The sequence below is a fragment of the Flavobacterium sp. MMS24-S5 genome (assembly GCF_050320125.1).
GTDB classification, from domain to species: Bacteria; Bacteroidota; Bacteroidia; order Flavobacteriales; family Flavobacteriaceae; genus Flavobacterium; species Flavobacterium tyrosinilyticum.
This window is the reverse complement of record NZ_CP190016.1, coordinates 4,052,543-4,071,706: the sequence shown is the minus strand read 5'-3', so window position 1 is coordinate 4,071,706 and position 19,164 is coordinate 4,052,543. Positions and strand designations below refer to the sequence as shown.

At 35.4% G+C, this 19,164-nt stretch carries 15 protein-coding genes; 1 reads left to right on the top strand and 14 read right to left on the bottom strand.

Going from position 1 to position 19,164, the window contains the following annotated elements:
• Positions 1 to 13 precede the first annotated feature (13 nt).
• Entirely contained in the window at positions 14 to 367 is a 354-nt protein-coding gene (locus tag ACPWTF_RS18725) for a gamma-glutamylcyclotransferase family protein (RefSeq protein ID WP_427872477.1), read from the bottom strand.
• A 38-nt stretch (positions 368 to 405) separates the two neighbouring features.
• On the bottom strand, positions 406 to 1,188 hold the full coding sequence (locus ACPWTF_RS18720; protein WP_427872476.1) for an MBL fold metallo-hydrolase: 783 nt from the start codon (positions 1,186 to 1,188) through the stop codon (positions 406 to 408).
• Between the two features lie 104 nt (positions 1,189 to 1,292).
• Between ACPWTF_RS18720 and ACPWTF_RS18715 the strand changes: the two genes are divergently transcribed.
• The gene (locus ACPWTF_RS18715) at positions 1,293 to 2,168 is read left to right on the top strand and encodes a LysR substrate-binding domain-containing protein (RefSeq protein WP_427872475.1); all 876 of its coding nucleotides are present in this window, start codon (positions 1,293 to 1,295) and stop codon (positions 2,166 to 2,168) included.
• A 252-nt stretch (positions 2,169 to 2,420) separates the two neighbouring features.
• Here ACPWTF_RS18715 and ACPWTF_RS18710 read toward each other — a convergent pair whose 3' ends face one another.
• The 12 genes from ACPWTF_RS18710 to ACPWTF_RS18655 form a co-directional block, all read right to left on the bottom strand.
• The gene (locus tag ACPWTF_RS18710) at positions 2,421 to 4,328 is read right to left on the bottom strand and encodes a sialate O-acetylesterase (protein ID WP_427872474.1); all 1,908 of its coding nucleotides are present in this window, start codon (positions 4,326 to 4,328) and stop codon (positions 2,421 to 2,423) included.
• Positions 4,329 to 4,452: 124 nt separating this feature from the next.
• Entirely contained in the window at positions 4,453 to 5,139 is a 687-nt protein-coding gene (locus ACPWTF_RS18705) for a DUF5597 domain-containing protein (RefSeq protein ID WP_427872473.1), read from the bottom strand.
• Between the two features lie 15 nt (positions 5,140 to 5,154).
• On the bottom strand, positions 5,155 to 6,075 hold the full coding sequence (locus tag ACPWTF_RS18700) for a beta-galactosidase (RefSeq protein ID WP_427872472.1): 921 nt from the start codon (positions 6,073 to 6,075) through the stop codon (positions 5,155 to 5,157).
• 177 nt (positions 6,076 to 6,252) lie between these two features.
• Positions 6,253 to 8,460, bottom strand: a complete 2,208-nt coding sequence (locus ACPWTF_RS18695) for an endo-1,4-beta-xylanase (protein WP_427872471.1) — start codon at positions 8,458 to 8,460, stop codon at positions 6,253 to 6,255.
• A 15-nt stretch (positions 8,461 to 8,475) separates the two neighbouring features.
• Positions 8,476 to 9,840 (bottom strand): glycan-binding surface protein, encoded by a 1,365-nt coding sequence (locus ACPWTF_RS18690; protein ID WP_427872470.1) that lies wholly within the window; start codon positions 9,838 to 9,840, stop codon positions 8,476 to 8,478.
• Between the two features lie 31 nt (positions 9,841 to 9,871).
• A complete protein-coding gene (locus ACPWTF_RS18685) occupies positions 9,872 to 11,503 on the bottom strand; it encodes a RagB/SusD family nutrient uptake outer membrane protein (protein WP_427872469.1) in 1,632 nt (543 codons plus the stop codon).
• Between the two features lie 10 nt (positions 11,504 to 11,513).
• Entirely contained in the window at positions 11,514 to 11,858 is a 345-nt protein-coding gene (locus tag ACPWTF_RS18680) for a hypothetical protein (protein WP_427872468.1), read from the bottom strand.
• Position 11,859: 1 nt separating this feature from the next.
• The gene (locus tag ACPWTF_RS18675; protein ID WP_427875772.1) at positions 11,860 to 14,526 is read right to left on the bottom strand and encodes a SusC/RagA family TonB-linked outer membrane protein; all 2,667 of its coding nucleotides are present in this window, start codon (positions 14,524 to 14,526) and stop codon (positions 11,860 to 11,862) included.
• A gap of 21 nt (positions 14,527 to 14,547) precedes the next feature.
• The gene (locus ACPWTF_RS18670) at positions 14,548 to 14,682 is read right to left on the bottom strand and encodes a hypothetical protein (RefSeq protein WP_427872467.1); all 135 of its coding nucleotides are present in this window, start codon (positions 14,680 to 14,682) and stop codon (positions 14,548 to 14,550) included.
• A 578-nt stretch (positions 14,683 to 15,260) separates the two neighbouring features.
• Complete coding sequence (gene fsa, locus ACPWTF_RS18665; RefSeq protein ID WP_427872466.1) at positions 15,261 to 15,917, bottom strand: fructose-6-phosphate aldolase; 657 nt, start codon at positions 15,915 to 15,917, stop codon at positions 15,261 to 15,263.
• A 429-nt stretch (positions 15,918 to 16,346) separates the two neighbouring features.
• Positions 16,347 to 17,672, bottom strand: a complete 1,326-nt coding sequence (gene xylA, locus ACPWTF_RS18660) for a xylose isomerase (protein WP_129024207.1) — start codon at positions 17,670 to 17,672, stop codon at positions 16,347 to 16,349.
• Between the two features lie 9 nt (positions 17,673 to 17,681).
• Positions 17,682 to 19,163 (bottom strand): xylulokinase, encoded by a 1,482-nt coding sequence (locus ACPWTF_RS18655; RefSeq protein ID WP_427872465.1) that lies wholly within the window; start codon positions 19,161 to 19,163, stop codon positions 17,682 to 17,684.
• Between the last annotated feature and the right edge of the window lies 1 nt (position 19,164).

Genomic DNA, 19,164 nt, shown 5'->3' with positions numbered 1-19,164 from the left:
GTAATTATCTATTTTACTTACTTTTCAAAGCATAAATATATCCGCTTCCTTTTTCTCCATTTTCCAGCTCATATTCGGTTTGAATTCGCGTATAGCCATCACCTTCAAATTCATCGAGATAATCCCAATGCGAAGCCAAATCTTCCGAAAATAAAACATACGCCTTTATCGTTTCGGCTTCTTCATTATTCACAGGAATAAAACCATTATACCCTAAAGAAGAGCCCCAACCCCCTTCTTCAAGTTTTCCTTTTATAATTGCTTTTTTCCATTCTCCCTTAATCGGATCCATAACCGAATGATTGGATTCTCCTGGAGCCAATGATCCGTAAATAATTAAAGCCGGAATTGTTTCTATGTTTTTCATCTATAATCTCTCAATATCTTTCGTCTTACTTCTATATTCTATATTCTTGTTTCTCTATTCTTTCTTCTATAAGCATCTTTCATCTCACTTCTTTCTTCAGCAAAATCTAAAACAGGTGTCTTCATATCATGGTATAAAAGCACTTTCCAGTTTTCGTCTTTTGCCTGCTGTTCCCATTTCTTACGAGATTCCATGGCACGTTTTCCGTCGAAATCCGTTTTGTAGGCAACAGGAAATTTTAAATATCTTTTTTGAGGCAAATCATCTGCTCCATAAAAAACAATTTCGTTATCGGCTTTAATCCAAAATACTTGTTGAAATTTGGTATGTCCTGCTGTAACTTCAAAATAAATTTCGTCTGTAATTTGTCCGTTGTCTTCATTTAATAATTCAACATTTGGCAATTCTTTCAGCTCATTTAATAGTTCAGGAACGTACGACGGATTTTGCAATTGTTCTAAAGCAAAATCTATTTCTCGTTCTTGAATATAAATCCTCGCATTTGGGAAATTTTGAACAAATTGATTATTTTCAAAATAACCGATTCCTTCTATATGATCTTTATGTAGATGCGAAACCAGAATTTTAGTAATCTGTTGAGGTTCGATATCATTTTTTCTCAGCATTTCGTAAATAAATGGAACGCCATTATTGACAAATCCTAAACCGAAATCTATTAAAATAACATCATGATCTGTAATAACAACAAAAGGCTGAATCGCCATTTTTAAACCAGAATCGATTGTATGCTCTGTTAAAAGCTGAAACTCTTTTTGAGAATTAACAATATAATTTCCTTCTTGTAATGCTATAATTTTCATGTTGCTTTTGTTTGTAATGGTATAACAAAGCAAAGTTCTTAAGAATTTCTATATTTGTAAAACCTTATTTTTCGATATAATCAATCGATAAAACCGATTTAGAAATGGAACTTCGTCAGCTTAAATATTTTCTGAAAGCAAAAGAATTACTGAATTTTACCGAAGCAGCTTCGGCACTTTATATCAGTCAGAGTACTTTATCGCAACAAATTAAACAATTGGAAGACGAACTTCAAGTTCCGCTTTTTAACCGAATTGGAAAACGAATTACATTGACAGAAGCTGGAGAATTATTTTCGGTTTACGCGCAGCAATCGGTCAACAAAGCTTCTGACGGACTTCAATTATTAAAAGATTTAAACAAACTCGAAACTGGAAAAATTGCCATTGGCGTTACCTACGCTTTGCGACATGTCGTTACAAAAGCTTTAATTTTGTTTAGTTCCGAATATCCTAAAATTCAATTCGAAATTATCTTTGGAACTTCGCAGGAACTCATTCAAAAACTAAATCATTTTCAGCTCGATGTTATTCTAACTTTTGAGGAAATTGCTTCTGAAGCGCATTTTAAGTATCTAGAATTGTTTACTTCGCCAATGGCTCTGGTTACGTCTTCTGAAACTTCTTTAAAAAATAAAAAGACCATTTCTCTAGAAGAAATTAGTACGTTGCCTCTTGCCATGCCTGCTGGTGGTTTTAGCACCACTCAATTTATCAGCAAGGCCTTTGAAAAAAACAATTTATATCCGAATGTTACGATAGAAATAAATGATATTCCAACATTGCTTGAATTAATTAAAACGGGAAAATGGCACACGATCTTAACGAAAACTACAATTGAAGACGAAAAAGATTTGTACGCCATACCAATAAAAGGAGAAAATATGACCCGAACTGCAATGCTGATTTCTTTGAAAGAAGTATATGAGAAAAAAGCAGTTAAGGCTTTTTTGAAAATGCTCGTAGAGAATTTGAAATAGTTTTTAAATATCGGATTTTTAAAACAAGTCCCAGCGGGACGGCATATTTATAGAAACAATTATTCCCATTTCAAAAGAGCCCCAGCGGGGTGAAATATTAATTTTAGAATTATGTCGCTCCTCTGGAGCTTTTGCTAACCATGTATCAAATAATCTATAAATATTTCATTCCTCCGGAATTTTGTCTAAAAATTGTTTGTAGCAAACTTTGTCAAAGTTTTAAACTTTGACAAAGTTGTCATTATTAAAAATTTATTTCAACTCTGCTTCAAAAGGCGAAGCAGGCAAATTTTCTTTATTGTATAAATTGGCTTCAACTGGATTATCTGCCCAAGCATAACGCACTTTTACAGGATTTAAAACGGCATCATTCCAAACTACGATTTTATCGCCTTCAATAATTGCTTTTGCCCAAACAAACTTTCCATCTGTTCCTGCAATGGCAAATTCTTTTAACTCATTTCCGTTTTTGCTTTGCAATCCTGTACCCATATCTGAAAAGCTTAAAATCAGTTTATTGCCATTTTGTTTCATCGATTGAAAAATCGGACCAGAAGCAGTTAAGTTTTTTTCTCCGTAAACCAATTTTCTTGCTTGCAACGCTAATCTTTTTCCAACATCATATTTGTCTAAAGGATGAATATCATTCCATTCGCCCAAATCTATTGTTATCGCCAAACCTGTATTTGGAACTTTCAACGTATTTAATTGCTGCTGTCTTAAAGCTGCCCAATTACTTTCTGTTGGTTCTGTTTTGGGTTCCATAAAATTAGGCAGCTGCACCAATAAAAATGGCAGTTTTTCCTGTTTCCATTGCGCACGCCAATTAGAAATTAAAACTTCCATTAAAGGTCCATATTCCAATGGTTTTCTAGTATTGGCTTCGCCCTGATACCATAAAACCCCTTTTATTGGATAATCTTTTAGTGGTGCAATCATAGCATTATAAAGTCCGACAGGTTTCCAACGCACAAAAGTTTGCCCTGGTAACGGTTCCATTTTTGAACCTAATTTGTATTTCCAAGTTCCTTTTAAATCAATAGTTTTATCGCCTACAATTAACTCGTAAGGTTTATCGATTACAAAACCTCCTTTTCCAGAATTGTTGATGATGCGAACCGTGATTTCATTTTTTCCTTCTTTTAAAACATTAGAATTAAAAGAATAAATTCTTGGCGGATATTGGTACGAAGTTGTTCCAACGAAATGTCCGTTTACAAAAACGGAGTCAGCATCAACAATTCGCCCTAAAATTAATTTTGCTTGATTTTCCTTTACTTTTTCCAGAACAAAATCCTTTTTAAACCAAACCGAACCATTTATTTTCCCGAGTTCACCATCGGCCCAATAACCTGGAACATTCATTTCCTTCCAATCTGAAGTTTCGATCGAATTTCTCCATTTATCTTTCAATCCAAGATCGGTTTCATTGAGTAATTTATACCAATTTGAACTAACTTTTCTATCGTTTTCATCGATTTGTTTTTCGAGTTTTCCGTCTTTGAATTTTAGATATTCCTGCTCATATTCGGGGAATTTTTTAATGCTTTCTTCGCTAATCCACGATTCTGCAGGAGAACCGCCCAAAGCACTGTTGATTAATCCAATTGGAATTTTATACTTCTCGTATATTTCTAAAGCGAAGAAATATCCAACTCCTGTAAACTGCAAAACATTTAGAGGATTTGCTTCAACCCAAGAACCAGATGAAAAATCATTTCTTTCTTTCGCAAAATAATATTCATCGGGAACTAAAAATTGTCGAATATTCGGATTGGCAGATTTTGCAATTTCTTCTTTGTATTTGTCTTTCAGTCGATCCATTGGAAGTTCCATGTTGGATTGTCCTGAACACAACCACACATCTCCAAATAGAATGTTTTTTAATACAATTGTATTGGATGCTTTTAAAGTCATTTCATAAGGTTCGCCTGCTTTTTGAGATGGAAGCTGGATCGACCATTTTCCGTCTTGAGCTGTTGTTGTGTCGTATTTTTTTCCTTTAAAATCAAGTTCGATTTTCTCGTTTGGCGATGCCCAGCCCCAAATATTGACTTTTGTATCACGCTGTAAAATCATTCCGTCACTAATTAATCTCGGAAGTTTTATTTGCGCGTTTATGCTAACTGTTATTAAAAATGCTAGAAGTATCTTTTTCATTGTATTATGTTTTTTTGCCACAGATTAAAAGGATTAAAAGATTTTTTTTTATTAATCTGTGTTAATCTTTTTAATCTGTGGCTAAAATAATTAGTGAAATTCGTGAATTCGTGGCGAAAAAAACCTATTCATAAGTATATAATTTTATTTTTTGAATTTCGTAATCGCCAACTGAAATTCTCAAATGCCTCCCTTGATGGGTTTGATCTCCGTTGAAATGTCTGATGGTTTTCCATTTTTCATTTTCAAATCGGCCTTGATCGGTTTTTAGAATTCCTGCGTTTACATTTTCCTTCAATGGTTTAAAAGTAACCACAATTCCTGATCCAGAAATATAAAATTCATCTTTGGCAATTTCTATAATAATCGCACTAGACATTGGCCAAGTTTCAGCTTTTGCTCCATCAGACCAATTTAAGGTATAATCGTGTTTGAAAGTGAATTCGTAATCGCCCATTTTGATGATTTGCGTATTATTTTCTTTGTCTAATAAAACACCGTCAATTTTTCCTTGTCCTTTATTGGCTTCAATTGTCGGAGTTAACTGTTGCACTAAATCATATATTTTACCTAATGGTTCTTTTTTGCCATCGGCAACAGATTCTATAGAAAATGGCGAAAAACCAATTGCTTCGTAATGCCCTATAGCGTATAAACCTTTGAAAGGTGCAGTTTCATCAAAACGGTGTTCTGGAATAAATAACGGATCGCCTTGACGGGTAAACAAATCGTTCCATTGTTTGAATGACGGATTGTAAAAATCGGGCGCTAAAAAGTCAATCGAATTTCCTGCGGCTTTCCAAACGTCCATAATATGAGGCAACGGTCATGCACTTGGATATTGTCCTGGCTTTTTTTCTGGAGCGTTCAACGCTGCATTGACAAACATCGGAATTGGATAAGCGTCTTTTCCTGCCTTAGCAACAATATTGGTGAACTTAGAAAAATACCAAGCCATAAAAATTTCGTCGGTATGTAATCCTTTTCCAAAAATTCCTTCCCAGTTTCCTTTTGTTTTGAATCCGTTTTTCTTCCAGATTTCTAAAAATTCAGGAACTAATTTTTGTTTGTTTTTTTCTAAATATTGGATCAATTCCTCTGGAACCGGCTTCTGAAATGCAGCATTCGCTAAAGCGTGATAATCACGAGCGGTTGGCAGCATTCCGATTTCGTTTTCAACCTGAACCATAATTACGGTTTGGTCTTTTTGGTCGAAATCTTTGATATGCGCCATCAGTTTTTTGAAAGCATTCAAATCGGCCTGAAGATTATTTTCGCTGAAAGGCGTTAAAATTTCGTGACTTTTATTTGTATCGTCTTTAACTCTCGGGTATTTTTTCTGGTTGAGTTTTACCCATTCTGGCGCGTGGCTCGACATGCTGTTTTTCCATGATCCAAACCAGAGAAAAACAAGTTTTAAGTTTTCTTTTCGCGCACGAAGAATCAAATCATCTACTAACTGAAAATTAAATTTTCCTTCTTGCGGTTCTATCAATTCCCAATAAATCGGGGTTAAAACCGTGTTGAGGTTCATATCGGTCAATTTAGACCAGATAGGCTCCATACTTTCCATACTGGTTGCAGAGGAATTTCCTAATTCTCCGCCTCGTATTAAGAATGGTTGTTGGTTGACAATTAATTGTGTTTTGTTTCCTGTCTTTTGAAGATGAGGTATGTTTTGACTAAACCCAAACTGTATCGTCAAGAATGCAATGAGAAGAAATTTGTTTCTGAGAATATTAAACATGGCTTATATTTTAATATTAAAAATAACAAAGCAGCTTTGTCAAAGTTTTAAACTTTGACAAAGCTTTTTTGATTCTGATTGAGGAGTTTCTTGCGGAGATTTGCCTCGCCTGTTCGCTACCGCTCGGGTCTCGTTCCTCGAAATGACAAAACTACGCGTATACTCAACTTAAAAAAACTACGGTTTTTGTAATTCTCCTGAGAAACCTAAACTCACATCTTTTCCTGCAAGACCATCTGCTGCGCCTTTGTAAGCGTGTTTACGAACGTAATTTGCATCCCAAAGATTCGGAGATTCATTTGGAAGCCAGTATTCATGTTCTTTAGAATTATCTGATACTCCCCAAATTGTAATTCCGTATTGCTGAGCTGCAGGAATATATTTTTTGTATGAATCAATAACAAATTGATACATTTCTGCCTGAGAAGCTTGCTGTGCAACTGTTGGTGTTGCGGTTCCTAATCTGATGTCTAATTCAGAAATTTTAATCAATTTTCCTGTAGCTGCCAGTTTTTGAAACATCTGGACAATTTTATCTTTCTCTGTAGTTAAACCAATGTGCATCTGTGTTCCGATTCCGTCTACTTTAGCACCTTTCTCTTCAATATATTTTACGTACTCGATTAATCCGTCACATTTATCCAGTCTCGATTCTAAGTTATAATCGTTGATGAAAAGTTTATCTGTTTCATTTCCGTACTGACGTGCTAGTTTGAAAGCCGTTACAGCATAATCTTTTCCAAGATATTTAATCCATGAGAAATAATCTGAAGCCGTATCGCCTTCTGTCCCGTTTCTTAAAGTTCCATCTTCTTTCATTGGTTCGTTTACCACATCCCAAGAGAAAACGCTTGTTTTATAATGTGTCATCATTTTAGAAATCCAATCTGTCATAGCATCGCTAATAATTTTAGTTTTCTCTGCATCTGTTTTCTCAATTGTAACTGGAGCTGTTGCGCCTCCACCAGTTGCTGTACCATCGGTCACCAAAACATTATCGATATAATAGGTTCCTGCCGCTCCTCCTAAATCGAAACCAAAACCTGTTTCACCGCCTTTTGCTGCGATTTTCCACTCGATTTGTTTCCAAGTTGTAGTCGTTGCCTGATCGCCTTGGTAACTTGCTACACCCGATGGAGTTGTCGAACATCTTACAGAACCTGCAGCCTCAGAACGAATCATATACGAAATGGTATAGTTTTTTCCTGCTACTAATGGAGAAGTAAAAGTGGTTTGAATCTGAGTTTTCCATTGGTTTCCAGCATCAGATGTTGCATTGACTACTTTCATAGCTCCACTTCCTTCGTAAGCATTTGAAGCTCCTGCTGTGCTTAATGCATCAGCTGCTCCATTGGCTTTGCTCCATCCTGTTATTCCAGAATTAAATGTTCCGTTAGAAACTAAATTAACTGGCCCTGTCGCAGCATCCAAATCGACAACTGCTAGCGTATTAGCATCAATCAGATACGTTACATTTGGAAGATATCCTAAATCTAAATTAAACTGAAAAGTTGTGCTTCCTGCTTTAAAATCGCCTGGCGCTAATTTAATTTTAACTTGTTGCCAAGAAGAAGTGGTTGCAAAAGCTTCTGTCCATGTTCCGCCTGTGCTAAACCAATCTTTGTATGGATATTGATTTGCTAATGAAGCATTGAATGAAATACGTCCTTTTCCTGTTACATCAGATTTGATATAAAATGAGATTTCGTAATTATGCCCGCCAACAATTGGTACATTCGGAGAGGTAACCTGAAGACTATAAGCCGCCGAAGAACTTGCGCTAGAAGCTAGCTGAATTGCCGCAGATGTACTTGTTAATCCAGCATTAGCAACTGTTGTAATGCCTTTTCCTGGGTTATTTCTAGCCCATCCTGTAAAAGTTCCGTTTTTAATAGGCGTTAGATCCAAGACATTTGTTCCGCTTGAACCTGGAATTACTGTAGGGGCAATAATACTGTTTAGGTAACTTGCGTTCTGGTTGGAATGCCAAATTAAAGTGTGTCCGAAAACTTTTAATCCTGCGCTTTTTGTTGCAGTAATAAAAGCATCTACATTAGCAAAATCAATTTCTCCTTTGGAGTTTACCATTGCCCCATGCTTCATTTCGTAACCTGGCGTTACTTCATCAAAATTTTCGTTTACGATTTTTCTATAATTAGCATCGCTCATGTACAAACTTATTCCGATTCCGTTTCCTAAAGGAAAATCAGAATAGTTTTTTAAGGGTTCGTAACGGCTTATTTTTTCTACTAAAGCTAACGGAAGTTCGGCTCCTGTAACTTCTCCGTGCTCTGGGTCTTTTCCCCACTCCATCAAATTATCATCGCATGATGACAAAATCATTAGTGATGAAGCAATTATTGGTATGATATATTTAGATTTCATTTTGTGGCTGTTGGGTTAGTTAAAATCATTGTATACTGGCGTATCTAATGGTACAATTCTCCAATTGTCTGTGTAGACTTTTACAGAAGTTGCTTTTGAAGGAAATTCTACTTCGCTTGCGCTTCCTGTTACATTAGATAGTTTTACATCAGAATTTTCGAAGTAAATTCCAAAGTTTTGATACGTTGCCGCTTCGCGAAAAGCTAGAACTGTTTCGAAAGTAAATGCTTCTTTAGACCAAGCGTAGAATTTATTTAATGGAATGGTAACGGTAATCCATCCCGTTGTATTTACTCCAATTGACTTACCATCTTTAATCCAAGGAACATAGTTGTAACAAGCTCCTGTCCATTCTCCACCATTAAAATTATTGATCATACAAATTTTTAAGAAACCTGAATCTCTCCAAACATCTGGCACATAGATATCAAATTGAAATCCTACTTTATCCAATGGCGTACTTGCTGGAATGTATGGCGTTAATTGCGCTCTCCAATTGTCTACTCCATTTCCTGCTGTCCAAACTTCAGTACAACGGTTTTTTGCTGCATCAAAAGAAGCAATGCGAGCTGGACGATGAGGTACGTATTTTCCTTGAGATGTATTTATGGTTCCTAAAGCTGCCGACTCTAAATCTGCTGGCTGGATCATGCTTGTTGAACTTCCCCAATATCCGTGTGAACCTTGTCCGTCAAAATTAAGCAGTAAACCTTTTTTGAAATTAAAATACGCTGGAGAGTAAACGCCTCCGTTTGATGTTTCGGCATAAATTGAACCTCCTAAATCTGAGATTCCGCTTGGTACCACAACGGTAAATGATTCTCCTTCTTCATCTGAAGTGATTCCTGTTGTTACTTCAACATTTCCAGGGAAAACTACTTTGCTCACTTCTGTCAAACCTGTTCCTGAAACAATAATTGTCTCTCCGGGATTTGGCATTGTATTCGACATGCTTAAAATAGCTGGTTTTCCTGAACGGATTTGAAAAGGAAATGTCACTTCGTTTGAATCATTTACAAAACGAATTGTATTTCTTACCGATGGATCTGCATCTGTAAGGGGTGTATCTGCAGAAATGCTTACCAACATTGAATTGTTGGAAACAAAAACCACATTGAAGTAGGTCGAATATCCGTTAATATAAACTTTTTTCAGTCCTTCAAATCCAGAACCTTCGATACGCAATAGCTGTCCTAAACGGGCAAAACTAACTTCTCTATCTGGTACGGTCGAATTTACATCTTCTAAAAACACTTTTGTAATGGTCATTGCGCGTCCTTCAGAATCGTTGTTGTCGCAAGAAGTAAATAGCATACCGAAAACCATCATGCTTAATAGTGCAATAGGTGCCCAATACTTTTTATTTAAAATATATTTCATATTTATGTCTTTTAGTTTTTTATTTCTGAAACTAGAATAAGTCTTTTATTTTCTCTTCTGTAAACTGATACGGAACAGGATTTTCTCTCAATAACGGATTCTGAACCAATTCAGATTCTGGATAAGGAAGTGTGAAAATTGTTGCATCGATTACCCCAATTGCTCTCGGACTTGTCGCTTTTGTAGCATCAACCGTAACGGTATTGGTAGCAGTGTCGTACAAAATTGGAGTTATTGTTCCTCTATTTTGCGCAGTCACATAGTTGATTACTTCCTGCTGTTTGTAGTAAGCCCTGCGAACTAGATCGTACCAATATTGCCCTTCCATACATAATTCTACTCTTCTTTCGTGCGCAAGATCTGCATAAGTCAGTGTTGTTTTAGGATCTAAACCTGCACGTGTGCGAAGTCTGTTTACAACCGAAATAGCTGTTGCATCTGCAGTTGTAGCATTGTTTCCTAAAGCTGCTTCTGCGTAATTTAAATACACTTCTGCCAGACGTAACATGTAAGTATTTAAAGCAGAATTCATACGCGTAATTTTAGAATTGTCTTTGGTAGAACCTACAACTCCTTTTTTAATGGTTAAGAAATCAGCACTGTGATCTACTGTATAACCGCCATTTGCTTTATTGATTTCTGCATAATGATCACCATCTCCCATAAAAGTCGCTCTACGACGAAGATCTTTTGATTCATATTCTTGTAAAACATTATAAGAAGCTCTTGTCCAATATCCCCAAGCGGCATCGTCTCCTGTAATATCAGAACCTAATGCAAAATAAGCCTGTTGTGTATTGTTTACTCCATAATCTCCGTTTGGAACCCATTGCAGTGCAAACATCGATTCGGTATTGTTGTTATTGTCAATCATGAAAAGATCTTCATAATTGGTCATTAAGCTGTAAGGTCCTGAACTCATTACTTTTTCTGCCGCTTTTTTGGCCAAATCAAGGTATTCTTGATTGCGTGTTCCGCTGTTTGGGTTATCACTAACTCCTGAAAATGATAAATAAACACGAGACAGCATTCCGTAAGCGCTGTATTTTGTTAAACGCCCAGCCTGACCAGCAGTTTCTGGAAGGTATTTTGCAGCAAATTCTAAATCACGCATCGAGAATTCGTAAACATCTTTCATTGGATTTTTGTTTACGATTGGATTTTTTACCAATTCTCTCGGATCTGTAGAAATAATTACATCTCCCCATAATGAAGCCAAATACCAATAAGCTGTTCCTCTCATAAAACGAGCTTCAGCAATATATTTGTTTTTAACAGTCTCGCTCATTGCGCTTCCAGAAATTCCAATGATGACATTATTAGACTGCTGTATTACATTATACAAAGATGCCCAAGCCGAAACCAAAGGCCCTGTTAGTCCCGTTTCTGTTAAATCTGTAAACGGATAAACATAATCTGAGAAAGGCGCATACATGTTTGCGGCACGTCCGTCTCCTAATCCGTAGTAGAATTTATCATTAAAATCAAACCATACTTTATTGTATAATGGCCCTGTTGCGGCCTGAAAATCAGATTCCGTTTTATAAAAGTTCTCTTTTGTAATTACATCATTCGGTTCAACGTCCAAAATATCGCTGCAACTCGTCCAAACAAATGGCAATGCAATCATTAAAGCCGTGTAAAATATTTTCTTTGTTTTCATTGTGCGTTTTTTAGAAATTAACAGTTAATCCAAGCGTAGTTACCATAGGTGAAGGATAACGTCCGTTATCGATACCATTTAAAAGTTGGTTTTGGTACATTGCACCTACTTCAGGATCATATCCTTTATATTTGGTAAAGGTTAAAACATTCTGCATGTTTGAATATACTTTGATGTTTGAAATTCCATATTTAGAATATAAATCTTTAGGAAGATTATACCCAATCGAAATATTCTTAAGTCTTACATAAGACCCGTCTTCAACAAATCTGTTGCTTAAACGATAATTAGAAGCTGAAGCTGCTGATGACGCTGCAATTCTAGGCATGTAAGGATCTCCGCCCACAATTTGCACATTACGATAATCGTTTGGTCCGGTTCGGATCGATTAGTTCTAATTGCGCGTATCCTAAAGCTGATTTCAATAAATTGGTATTCTCGCGTGGGTTTTCAAGCCATCTTCTTTGGTAATTTAAAACATCATTTCCGTAAGAACCTGTAAATAAAATACTCACATCAAATCCTTTGAATGAAAAACTGTTATTGAAACCGAAAGTGAAATCTGGATTAGGATCTCCAATATAACCTGCATCTTTTTCGTTGATTACTCCATCTTTATTTACGTCTTCAAACATATAATCTCCAATCCAAACGCCATTTTCACCAATTACCATTCCTTCCGGCAATGCTGTTGGTTTTACTGTTCCTGTAGCATCTTTATAATAGAAATCTGTTGCTTTTTCAAAACGTCCGATTACTTTATAACCATAAAATTGTCCTAATGGCTGTCCAACTGCAGTACGTGTAACCACTGTTACGTCTGAACCTTGTTGCAAAGTCTGATCGTAAACTCCAGATTCTGAATTCAATTTCAATACTTTAAATCTGTTCATCGAGATATTGAAATTTGATTTCCAAAGAAAATCTTTTCTCTGCATGTTTATGGTGTTTATCGTAAACTCGAAACCTTTGTTTTCAAGAGATCCGATATTAGCAAAAGGTGGCGTTGTAGCTCCTTGACCCGTTGTTCCTACATAAGCTGGAAGTGATAATCTTAGTAATAAATCATCTGTCTTTTTATAATAAACATCTGTTGTAATTTCAATTCTATTGTCTAGAAGTCCGATATCTAAACCAATATTAGTCTGGTTTGATTTTTCCCATTTAAGGTCTGGATTTGCTGTATTAGTTGCAATTTGCCCGCTTCCCCAATTGGTTGCCGAAGTGCCATAAACAGAAGTATAAGCATTATTTGGTACGCTTGAATTACCTGTAACTCCCCATCCTGCACGTAATTTTAAATTGCTAATAGTCTGATTTTCTTTTAAAAATGATTCGTTTGAAACTTTCCACGCTAATGAAGCAGATGGAAACCAATCCCATTTATTGCCTTCAGCAAATTGCGAAGATCCGTCTCTTCTGATTGTTCCTGTTAAAATGTATCGATCATCAAATGTATACGTTGCTCTTGCAAAATAAGAACTAAGCGATTTTGTAGAACTTGCATTTGAGTTTCTAGCCGTTGTTGGGTCTCCAGCGTTTAAATCTGTAGCTCCATTGGTTAAATAACCTGAACGGTACCCATAAAGATTTTCCCAATTTTGCTCTTGAAATTCTTGAGCTACCAGTGCATTAACATTATGTTTTCCGAATGCTTTATTATAAGTCAAAGTATTAGTCCACATCCAGTTTTCGCTCGTAGATTTTGTTCTTGACCCTTCTCTAACTTCATTTGATAATGCTCCAAAAGTATAAGATGGATTAAAAGTATATCGGTTTCCAAAACCATAATCTATAGAATATTGGGTTCTCAATTTTAAATCTTTTGTGAAACCAATTTCGGCATACACATTTCCTCTAATTCCGTAGTCTTTACCATGATTATCTTTCAGCATTGCAATTCCTAACGGATTAGTTTGAACGAATTCAGTAGTATCTGGCCCGTCAAAAGTACCGTCAGCATTTCTAGCTGCTACGTTTGGAGTCTGTTTTAGTGCCGTTAAAATAACCGAATCATCATTTACTGTAGTGACCTGATTGGTTTTGTAAGCATTTAAATTCACTCCAACTTTCATCCATTTCTTTACTTGCGAGTCTACAACTGCACGAATGGTCATACGATCAAAAGAAGAACCGATGATCGTTCCTTCCTGATCAAAATAAGACATTCCTAATGCATAAGTAGTAGTATCAGATCCGCCTGACGCAGATAAATTGTAGCTCTGAATTAAACCTGTTTGAAACAATTCATCTTGCCAGTTTGTTCCTTCTCCTAATAGATCAGGACGAATAAAATAAGGATCTCTTTGAACGATTCCTAAATCTGATCTCGTGTTTTTCAGCGTTCCATATTCTCTTAAATTAAGCACCTGCAATTCTTTAGGCATTTGCTGCCACCCTACATAACTGTCAAAATTTAAAGTCAAATCTCCTTTTCTACCTGTTTTAGTAGTCACCATAATTACCCCGTTTGCCGCTCTAGAACCATAAATAGCAGTTGCAGAAGCATCTTTCAAAATATCTATAGAAGCAATATCATTAGGGTTAATTCCTGAAAGCGGATTTGTATTTAAAGAACCTGAATTACCATCTATAATAACACCATCAATTACATAAATAGGTTCATTAGAACCTGTAATAGAGCTTATACCACGAATACGTACCGAAGAACTTCCTCCAGGCGTACCGCTATTTTGCTGTATCTGCACCCCAGCCGCTCGGCCTTGCAGTACCTGATCGATAGTTGTAGAAACAGATTGTGTTACCGCAGAACTAGATATCGAAGAAATTGCTCCTGTTAAATCTGCTCTTTTTGCAGTTCCGTATCCAATAACAACAACTTCTTTTAAGTCGTTTAAATTCTCTTCTAGTACAGCATCAATTTTAGTTTTATTATTCACTGCAACTTCATACGGTTTGTATCCAATAAAGCTAAAGACCAAAATACTATTATTGGGAATAGCTTGAAGGGTGTAAGTCCCGTCAAAATTAGATACGGTACTTGTTTTGGCTCCTTTTACAATAATGTTGACACCTGGTATTGGTCATACACCATCAGATACTGTACCTGTAACAGTAATTTGTGCATTTACTGCAGCAGAAAATACCAGCATCAGGATTAAGAACCCCCAATTCTTAAAGTATTTAGATCTGCTTTTAGTAATTAAAAAGTTAGTCATAAATAATTGGTTTAATGAGTTAATAGTATGGTTTAGTTAGTTTTCTTTTTAGATGACTTTTTTACTCGATTTCATTTTAACATTTCAAACAAATAACTAGCTTATAGTCAAAACAAATATATGCAAAAAACAACAATACGCAATCGGTTGTGTTAATTTTTATTCCTAATTTCAAAAAAATAAAGCTAAAAAAAAGAATTATCTGTATTAATAATTAAAAAATATTAAACAATCATTAAAAACAGCATTTAATATCACGAAAACGTTAGAGATAATAAATCATTTGATTCAAAATCTTAAAAAAAATATAAAATGTTAAAAAATGAGATTTTTTCAAAAAAAACTAAAACGTTGTAGTAACTGTCTAAAAATTCATCATAAATTAAATCTTTCGCCATCCCTTATAAAAGCTCACTTAATAAATGTTATAAACTGAAAACCAAAACTATATTGTTAAAATATTATAATTCTTACAAAACCAAAAGGGTTGACAATCGGTTGCTTTTATTTCATAAAAAAACTCCCTTCCAAATAACTGGAAGAGAGTTTTAAAACTATAAAAAAGGAAATGAAAAAGGTTATAAATTCATCTTTTTCGCGTCTTCTACAAATTGCTTTAATCCGATATCGGTTAAAGGATGTTTCAGAAGACCTTTTATCGCAGAAAGCGGTTCAGTCATTACATCTGATCCAATTTTGGCACAATTGATAATATGCATGGTATGTCGCACAGAAGCTGACAAGATTTGAGTTTGATAATTGTAATTATCGTAGATTTCTCTAATTTCAGCAATTAAATGCATTCCATCAGTAGAAACATCATCTAATCTTCCTAAAAATGGCGAAACATAAGTTGCTCCTGCTTTAGCGGCAAGTAAAGCCTGACCCGCCGAAAATACTAAAGTAACATTGGTGCGAATTCCTTTTGAAGAAAAGTATTTACACGCTTTTATACCATCACCAATCATGGGCAGTTTCACTACAATCTGAGGATGTAAATCAGCTAATTCTTCTCCTTCTTTTATCATTCCTTGAAATTCGGTCGAGATTACCTCAGCCGAAACATCGCCATCAACGATATTACAAATATTAAGATAATGTTTCAGGATATTTTCTTTTCCTGTAATGCCTTCTTTTGCCATTAAAGACGGATTGGTGGTTACACCGTCTAAAACACCTAAAGCCTGCGCCTCTTCAATGTCTTGAAGATTGGCGGTGTCAATAAAAAATTTCATAAGTTTTTTGGTTTGTGGTTAATTGTAGTCTGATTTCTAGTAAAAAAAACTTTGTCAAAGTTTTAAAACTTTGACAAAGTTCTCAGCATATTCTAGTAAGTGAAAAATGTGCATTTCGATTGATTTTGCTCTTCAAAAAACCTTCAATAAAAAATACTCACTATTATTTTATCAAACTGACCTTTTATTCGTTTCGATTTTCAAAAAATAGTAACTAAACCTTCAATCTATTTTTCTTAAATCTTAATGTAAAAAAAGCCATAATCTTAATGCACATTTTCGAAGTTTCTATCTAAAAACACTTTTAACTTTTTACGACTATCATATTCAAAGTTAAATTCTTTTCAGATATTTTTTCTCTCACTAAATATTTTATAGAAACCTAACAGGTTTTAAAAACCTGTTAGGTTTGCTGTAGAAGTTTACCAATTAAATGTATTGGTTAATGATATTTTCAAACAATTCTTGTTTACCGCTTTGAAGATTTAATTCTCCATTTTCGTGAGCGATAGTATAAAGATCTTTAAGGTTTAATTTTCCGTCAGCAAAATCTTTTCCTTTTCCAGAATCGAAAGAACTGTATCTTTCTGTTCTTAATTTTTCGTAAGGAGAAGAAGTAATAATTTTGTCAGCAGTCAATAACGCTCTTGCAAAAGTATCAGCACCGCCAATGTGAGCTAAGAAAACATCTTCTAAGTCTGTAGAGTTTCTTCTAATTTTAGCATCAAAGTTAACTCCACCACCTTGTAATCCACCAGCTTTTAAGAAAACTAACATCGCTTCTGTTGTCTCTTGAATGTTATTTGGGAATTGGTCTGTATCCCATCCGTTTTGGTAATCTCCTCTGTTCGCATCAATGCTTCCTAACATTCCTGCTTTTGCAGCAACTTCTAATTCATGTTGAAAAGTGTGCTGCGCCAATGTAGCGTGATTTACCTCAATATTGATTTTGAAATCTTTGTCTAAACCATAATTTTTCAAGAATCCAATTGCCGTTGCAGAGTCAAAATCATATTGGTGTTTAGACGGCTCCATTGGTTTTGGCTCAATAAAGAAAGTTCCTTTAAAACCTTGTGCTCTTGCATAATCTCTAGACATTGCTAAGAATTGTGCCATATGGTCTAATTCTCTTCCCATGTCTGTATTTAAAAGAGACATATAACCTTCTCTTCCTCCCCAGAATACATAGTTTTCTCCGCCTAAAGCGATTGTTGCATCCAAAGCTAATTTTACTTGTCCACCTGCTCTTGCAACTACATTAAAATCTGGATTTGTAGCGGCTCCGTTCATAAATCTTGGATTTGAGAAACAGTTTGAAGTTCCCCAAAGCAATTTAATTCCAGAATCCGCTTTTTTCTGTTTTAAATAATCTGTAATAAAAGCCAAACGTTTTTCTGATTCTGCGAAAGTTGCTCCTTCAGCAATTAAATCGTAATCGTGGAAACAGAAATAATCGAATCCCATTTTGCTGATAAATTCGAAAGCAGCATCAGCTTTATCTTTTGCAGCCTGATACGGATCTGATGAAGCATCCCAAGCAAATTGCTGTGTTCCAGGTCCGAATGGATCGCTACCTTGTCCACAGAATGTATGCCAATATGCGATAGCAAATTTAAAGTGCTCGCGCATTGTTTTTCCAGCTACAACTTGGTCTGGATTGTAATATTTAAATGCCAACGGATTATCAGATTCTTTTCCTTCAAATTTAATTTGGCCAATACCTTTGTAGTATTCTTTATCTCCTAAAACTATCATTTGATTTTTTTATTTATTTGTTAATATTAATTCTAATTCTTGTTTCCATTTTTTATAAGCCGTTTCGTATTCCTCTTTATTTTTTAGAGGCAAAAAGGTCATTACGTGGTCGTTTGTTGTAATTCCCGAACCAAATTTTTCAAAGTCACCATCTGTCAAGCCTACTGCTCTCGCCGCTCCTACTGCTCCGGTTGTATTGTAAATTTCTATTTCATGTCCAATTAATGTTGCAACTGTATTAGAGAAAATTTCGGAACGGAATAAATTATCATTTCCAGCTCTAATTACATTAATAGTTGCATTATCATCTTTCAAGCATTCCATTCCATACACAAAAGAAAACGCAATTGCTTCCAAAGATGCTCTGAATAAATGTGCATTGGTATGAATATTAAAATTCAGATTTAAAATATGAGATCCAATATTTTTATTATTGAACATTCTTTCAGCACCATTTCCAAACGGAATAACAACCAATCCTTGCGAACCTACATTTATCTGAGATGCTTTTTCATTCATTTCTTCATAGGATTCATTTCCGATATTGTTTCGCATCCATCGGTATTGGATTCCTGCTCCGTTTATATTCAGCAATTTTCCAACTCTCGGATTTGATTCCGTATAATTTACATGAACGAAGTTGTTTACACGAGTACTTTTTCCTGAATTTGTTTCTGTCACAGCATAGAAAACGCCTGATGTACCACCTGTTGCAGCAACTTCTCCCGGACGAAGCACATTTAATGACAAAGCATTATTTGGCTGATCTCCTGCTCTATACACAATCGGAATTCCAGCTGGAAGACCTGATTCAGCAGAAGCTTTTTCAGTAACAACACCTTGATTCGTAAAGTTTTCAACGATTTTTGGCGTTAATGATTGTTCGATTCCGTAGTAATCCAAAAGCCAATCGGCTACTTTATTTTCTTTATAATCCCAAAGCATTCCTTCAGACAAACCGTTTTTAGTTGTTGTTACTTCACCTGTCAGTTTCAAAGCGATGTAATCTCCCGGAAGCATGTACTTAGAGATTTTATTGTAAACTTCAGGTTCATTTTCTTTAACCCATTTCAGTTTTGAAGCCGTAAAATTTCCTGGCGAATTCAATAAATGCGACATGCATTTTTCTTCTCCAATTTCGGCGAAAGCCTTATTGCCAATCTCAACCGCACGGCTGTCGCACCAGATAATAGAATTTCGAAGCGCCTTTCCAGCTTCATCCACAATTACTAATCCATGCATTTGGTAAGAAATACCAATTCCCTGAATTTTCGATGCGTCGATATTAGCCTCTTTAATCGCTCTTTTAGTTGCTGTACAAATGTGCTGCCACCAAATTTCAGGATCCTGTTCTGCCCAGTCTGGGTGAATCGAAAGGATTTCCATTTCGTTTTGCGGTTCATTCAAAACGATTACTTTTTTGCCCGTTTCTGCTTCTACCAAGGCTGCCTTGACAGAAGAACTTCCAATATCATATCCGATATAATACATA